We start from the raw sequence: 6,319 nt of genomic DNA on the forward strand, positions 1-6,319 counted from the left end.
TGGGCTTCCTCAAAACATATACGAATCACTTGATAGCTTTTCTACTTACGCCACTTGACATTAATCGATGCGAAGATTCTTTGTGTGGTGACCAAAAAGGTCAAAAAATCATAGAGAGGTTGATCTAGATGGAAACCATTTTAGAAGTTGTTCGCATCGAGCAAATTATTCGTGAGGCAGATGAGGGTGTTGATTATGTTGTCCGTAGCCCAGAAGATGGAGCAAAGATTGCATCTCGCTTTATTGGGCGTGATGATCGTGAAGTATTCTTTGTTATGTGCTTAAACACTAAAAATAATGTGATTGCAGTTCATCGTTGTCATGTTGGTTCATTAAATTCCTCCATTGTACATCCGCGTGAAGTGTTTAAATCAGCAATACTTAATAACGCGGCAAGTGTCATAGTTGCGCATCAGCATCCAAGTGGTGACATAAAACCTTCAATGGAAGATATTAACGTTACAAAAAGATTAGTCGATGCTGGGAAGTTACTTGGGATTGAAGTGCTTGATCACTTAGTGGTGAATAATGACAACAGTTTTACCAGTTTAAAAGAAAGAGGACATATTTAAAGGGAGAAACATCCCTTTTTTTCTTCAATGACATCAAATGATTCAATAGAGTACTTTATGATAGAATAGAATTAGAAAGCTACGTGTAGAAATAGTGAATGATTGAAGAACAGATATTTATTAATATGTGGGGGCAGGAGTAATATGACGAAGTATAGTAGTAAAAGCTTTGTTTCTTTGGTGAAAGAAATTGATGCTGATTATAGAGTCCAGAGAGATAGAGGCACTTTGTTTGAGCTATTAGTGAAAACATATTTGGAAAATGAACCAATATATCAAAGGCTTTTTGAAGCAGTGTGGATGTTAAACGAAGTACCAAATGAATATGGTATTCCTAAAGCTGATACTGGTGTTGATTTAGTTGCGAAAAAGAAAAAGACAGGTGAATTAGTAGCTATTCAGGCGAAATATTATGAGGAAGAAACTAGAATTCAAAAGTCACATATCGATTCTTTTTTGAATGAAGTGGGTAAGAGTTATTATTCTGAAGGTCTTATTGTGACGACTACAGATAAATGGTCCGAAAATGCTGATAATGCTTTGAACGATAGAGATAAAAAAATCATGCGTATTTCTTTATCCCAATTAAAGGAAAGTTTGATTGATTGGTCAGAGTTCAGTTTTGCAGAACCTGAGAAAGTTGTTTTACAAGAAAAAAAGACTCCTCGTCCACATCAGAAACCGGCAATTGAATCAGTAGTAGACGGATTTCAAACGGTTGATCGTGGAAAGCTAATTATGGCTCCGGGTACTGGGAAAACTTTTACTTCGATGGCTATAGCAGAAAGAATGGCGAAACAATCTAATAATACTTTTAAAGTTCTGTATCTTGTTCCGAGCATCCAGTTGTTGTCACAGACTTTAAGAAGTTGGAACGCTGATATTGATTTTAATATGGATTCTATAGCGGTTTGTTCAGATAGAAAAGTGACTAAAGAACAAATAGGAACAGAAATTGAAGACATAGCAACTTCAGATATAGGTTTTCCAGCTACGACAAATACAGAAAAATTATTAGATTATCAACGGACAATTGAATCAAAGAGCATACAACCAGAGTTTATTTCTGTGTTTTCCACATACCAATCAATAGATGTCATAATCGAAGCACAACAAAATGGTTTTTATGAATTTGATTTGATTATATGTGATGAAGCCCATCGAACAACGGGTGCGACTGAACTAAACCAAGAAGCATCAGCTTTTACGAAAGTACATAGTAATGACAATGTTAAAGCGAAAAAACGTCTGTATCAAACAGCGACCCCAAGGGTATATGGAGAAGATGCAAAGAGAAAAGCAGAAGAGAAGTCAGTTGTGATAGCTGATATGAATGATCCAGAAACCTATGGTGAAGAGTTTTATCGGATAGGGTTTGGGGATGCAATAAGGAAAGGAATACTCTCAGATTATAAAGTAATGGTTTTAGCTGTTGAGGAAGACGTGATAGCACGAAGATTCCAAGACATTTTTTCTAAAACTAAATCAGGATTACAATTTGATGATGTTACAAAAATTGTCGGTTGTTGGAATGGGTTAGTAAAACGAGATGGGAATACTAATAAAACATTGGGTCAACCTATGAAAAGAGCAATTGCGTTTACAGGAACGATAAAGGACTCAAAAAAAATAACAGATATGTTTTCAACAGTTGTCGATGAGTATTTATACAATGAAGATAATTCACTTTCCAATCAATTTAGCATAGATATAGAACATGCTGACGGATCTATGAATGCTGTTGAAAAAAATGAAAAAATTGATTGGTTAAAAAGTGATGTACCAGATAATACTTGTCGCGTACTTTCCAATGCTCGCTTTCTAACAGAAGGTGTTGACGTGCCAGACCTTGATGCTGTTATGTTTCTAAAACCTCGTAAATCAAAAATAGATATAGCACAAGCTGTAGGTAGGGTGATGCGACAAGCAGAAGGGAAAGATTATGGATATATAATCCTACCAATTGGTATACCTTCAGGATCAGAGGCACATTCTATTTTGGATAATAATGAAAAATATCAAGTGGTTTGGGAAATTTTGAATGCTTTACGATCAATAGATGAGCGATTTGACGCAACAATAAATAAACTAGAGCTAAATAAAAAGAAACCTAGCCAAATAGAAATAATTGGTGTGGGTGAAGCTCCAGGAGATTACTTAACTGAGCCAGAACATGGTAGTGAACAATTAGTCGCAGATTTGTCAGAGGAAAACTTAAGTGATTTAGAACGTGCTATATATGGAAAAATTGTTCAAAAAGTTGGAAATGTACGTTATTGGGAGCAATGGTCAGAAGATGTTGCGAAAATTGCTCAGCAGCACATGACCCGCATAAATGCCATGTTAGAAAACAAGGAAAGCAAAACGTATAAAGAATTTCAAAAGTTTATGAAAAGTATTCGACATAATATAAATGATTCTATTTCTGAACAGCAAGCGATTGAGATGTTAGCACAACATTTAATAACAAAACCAGTTTTTGAAGCACTCTTTGAATCATACAGCTTTGTGAATAACAACCCCGTTTCGCAAGCAATGGAATCGATATTAGATGTATTAGATAAACAAGGTTTATTAAAGGAACAAGAAAAGTTAGAAGACTTTTATGAAAGTGTCCGTGTCCGTGCGGAAGGTATTGATAACTTAAAAGCAAAACAAGATATTATAGTTCAGCTTTACGACAAATTCTTTAAAGTTGGTTTTAAAGAAACAACAGAACGATTAGGAATTGTTTTCACACCGACAGAAGTGGTAGATTTCATCATTCATTCAGTAGATGGTGTTTTAAAACAACACTTTGGGAAATCACTGGCTAGTGAAGGGGTTCATGTATTAGATCCATTTACTGGTACAGGAACTTTTGTTACACGCTTGCTTCAAAGCGGTTTAATTCCTAAAGAAGACTTACTAAGAAAATATACACAAGAGATTCATGCAAATGAGATCGTATTATTAAGTTACTATATTGCAGCAATTAACATAGAAGAAACATTTCATAGTTTACATGAGGGCGATTATGTACCTTTCGAAGGGATTGTTTTAACAGATACATTTGAAAGTACAGAGAATAACGGGTCTTTCATGGATGAATTGTTTGATGAAAATAATGAGAGATTGAAGCGACAGCAAAACGATCCTATATTCGCAATTATAGGAAATCCTCCTTATTCTATAGGTCAATCAAGTGTTAATACAGGTGTTCAAAATGTTAAATATCCCATTTTGGATAAATCGATTGATGAAACATATGCAAAATATTCTAAAGCTAAATTAAAGAAATCTCTTTATGATCAATATATAAAAGCATTTAAATGGGCTAGCAATCGCATTAATGATAAAGGTGTAATTGGATTTGTATCAAACGCATCTTTTATAGATAGTCAAGCAACAGATGGACTAAGAAAATGCTGGCATGAGGAGTTTAATCATATATATGTGTTTAACTTAAGAGGTGACCAAAGAACGCAAGGAGAAAGGTCACGACAAGAGGGCGGCAAAATATTTGATGCAGGAAGCAGAGCGCCTATTGCTATTACCTTACTTATAAAGGATGGGTCAGACAGCCATGAAATAAACTACTATGATATTGGAGAATATTTAAAACGAGAAGAGAAGTTAGAAATTATCGACCAGTATAAATCAATTGAAGATATATCTTGGAAAAAAATAGAACCGGATAATAATAATGATTGGATAAATCAACGTGATAAAAACTACGAACAGTTTATTCCTTTTATTAATAATGAGAAAAAAGAATCTGGTGTATTTTTAGATCAATATACAGGTGTTTATCCAGCTAGAGATGCATGGGTAACTAATTTTTCAAAAGAGGAATTAGAAAAAAATACAAATCAAATGATTAATAATTATAATAATGAGATAAATAAACTATTAAGTGTTGAAAGCCCAGATGAACGTATGGAAAAAGTAAATAAATCTGAATCGTATATAAAATGGAGTGCTGGTCTATCTAAGAAATTTAAAAAAGGTGAAAAAATTGATTTGAACAATAATAAGGTATTGATGATGCATAGGCCTTTTACAAAAAAATGGCTCTATTATGACAGTAATATTATAGAAAGACCTAGCAGATATCACAATGCTCATGAAAGTATGGATAAAGTTTTATATATCCAGGGACAAGGAACCAAAAATGAATTTTCTTGTATTGCGACAGACTTGGTTCCAAACCTACAATTAATTGCAAATGGGAAAGGTTTCCCGCAATACTTAGGAAAGGATTCTATAGGAATAGTAACTAATTTTACTGATTCGATAAAATCATTAACAAATCTTGATGATGATCAAGCATTTTATTATATTTATGCAATATTACATTCCAATGAATATAAAGAAAAATATAAATATGATTTAATAAAGGCATTCCCTCGAATACCATTATTAAAAAATAAAGATGATTATATTGAGATAGGCAAAGACTTGGTAGATTTGCATATTAATTATGAAAGGGTTCCTGTCTATCCTGACGTAATTGTTGAACAAACAGATAATCCATCTTATAAAGTATCTAAAATGAGGTATCCGAAAAGAAACAAAAAAGATACTGTTATTGTGAACAACGATATTACTATAAAGGGCATTCCTGAGAAGGCTTATAAATATAAGGTGAATGGTAAATCAGCTATAAAGTGGATTATGGAACAATATCAGGTGAAAACAGATCCAAAGTCAGGAATCATCGATGACCCCAACTTATTTTCAGAAGATGAAAAGTATATATTCAATTTATTATTGAGAATAATTAACGTATCAGTTCAAACAGTGGATTTGGTAAATAGTTTACCGCCATTAGAAATAAATGAATAATTTAACGTTAGATACTCTGATTTAAATTAATATAAGCAATATTAATTTGGATGACCTTGTTATCTATTTTGAAAATGGGTAAAAAATCTGTACAAGACTTATACAGTAGATTCCGATATTTGTTGGATTGACTGTGTTAATCTGGTATATCTATTATATTAGCTTGTATGTAACTGTTCTCCATTTTCAGTGACGAGACAGTGACGAGTTCATCACTTTATATGTTTTTAATGTTAAAGATACTTGTTAAACGTGCTGATTTTATTGGTTTTTAATCGCAAATAACGCTTATCTTCCATTTTCCCATGGTAAAGAAGGAGACATCGATTCAATTTAGGTTGGTAGCTTAAATACATTTAATCGATAAGGATAAATGTATTACTAAGTTTGTTTATCTTACTTTATTATGTAATTGAGTAAGGATAGTGTATTCAACTAGCATCAGCTTGGTTCAAATTGGTTCAAGTAATATCACTTTCAATACTTTTTTATACACTTTTATCCATTTAAAGATACTTAAAATGTTGATATAAATGGATTACAATGGATTTAATATACTTAGAATTCCTAAATATATTTCTCAAAACGTTAATAAATCAACACTTGCAAATCCCTCAACCGACTATGGTTGGGGGATTTTACTGTATATGCGGTGTTCTAAAAACAGGGAAAAATTCACACGTAGCATACACGTAACATACAAGTAGCAGACAAATAATTTAGAGAAAAAGAAGCTGTGATTTTGAAATAAAGTTTGATACAATTCATTGATAAGATGGATTGGGATAGTGCAACAAACGGGCCATTATGTTGCATAAATACTTTATGTGTATTTTCGTAGGGTGTATTTGGCAAGTAAAAAATGTATGAAATGGCATTTAAAATTGTATGCCACTTGCCACCCCTAATTATTCATGTAA

General features: G+C 32.8%; 2 protein-coding genes. Both read left to right on the forward strand.

Translation table 11 applies throughout. The annotated features are described in order from the left end of the window. Positions 1-128 precede the first annotated feature (128 nt). Entirely contained in the window at positions 129-572 is a 444-nt protein-coding gene (gene radC / locus WMZ97_RS13220) for a RadC family protein (RefSeq protein ID WP_343272560.1), read from the forward strand. A gap of 144 nt (positions 573-716) precedes the next feature. Further along, the gene (locus WMZ97_RS13225; RefSeq protein WP_343272561.1) at positions 717-5,399 is read left to right on the forward strand and encodes a DEAD/DEAH box helicase; all 4,683 of its coding nucleotides are present in this window, start codon (positions 717-719) and stop codon (positions 5,397-5,399) included. The last annotated feature ends 920 nt before the right edge of the window (positions 5,400-6,319 follow it).

The sequence above is a fragment of the Lentibacillus songyuanensis genome (assembly GCF_039548255.1).
Lineage (GTDB): Bacteria > Bacillota > Bacilli > Bacillales > Amphibacillaceae > Lentibacillus_C > Lentibacillus_C songyuanensis.

Excerpts from the sequence above, each read along its gene's own strand:
- WMZ97_RS13225 (WP_343272561.1), top strand. The coding sequence starts at position 717 with ATGACGAAGTATAGTAGTAAAAGCTTTGTTTCTTTGGTGAAAGAAATT.
- radC (WP_343272560.1), top strand. The coding sequence starts at position 129 with ATGGAAACCATTTTAGAAGTTGTTCGCATCGAGCAAATTATTCGTGAG.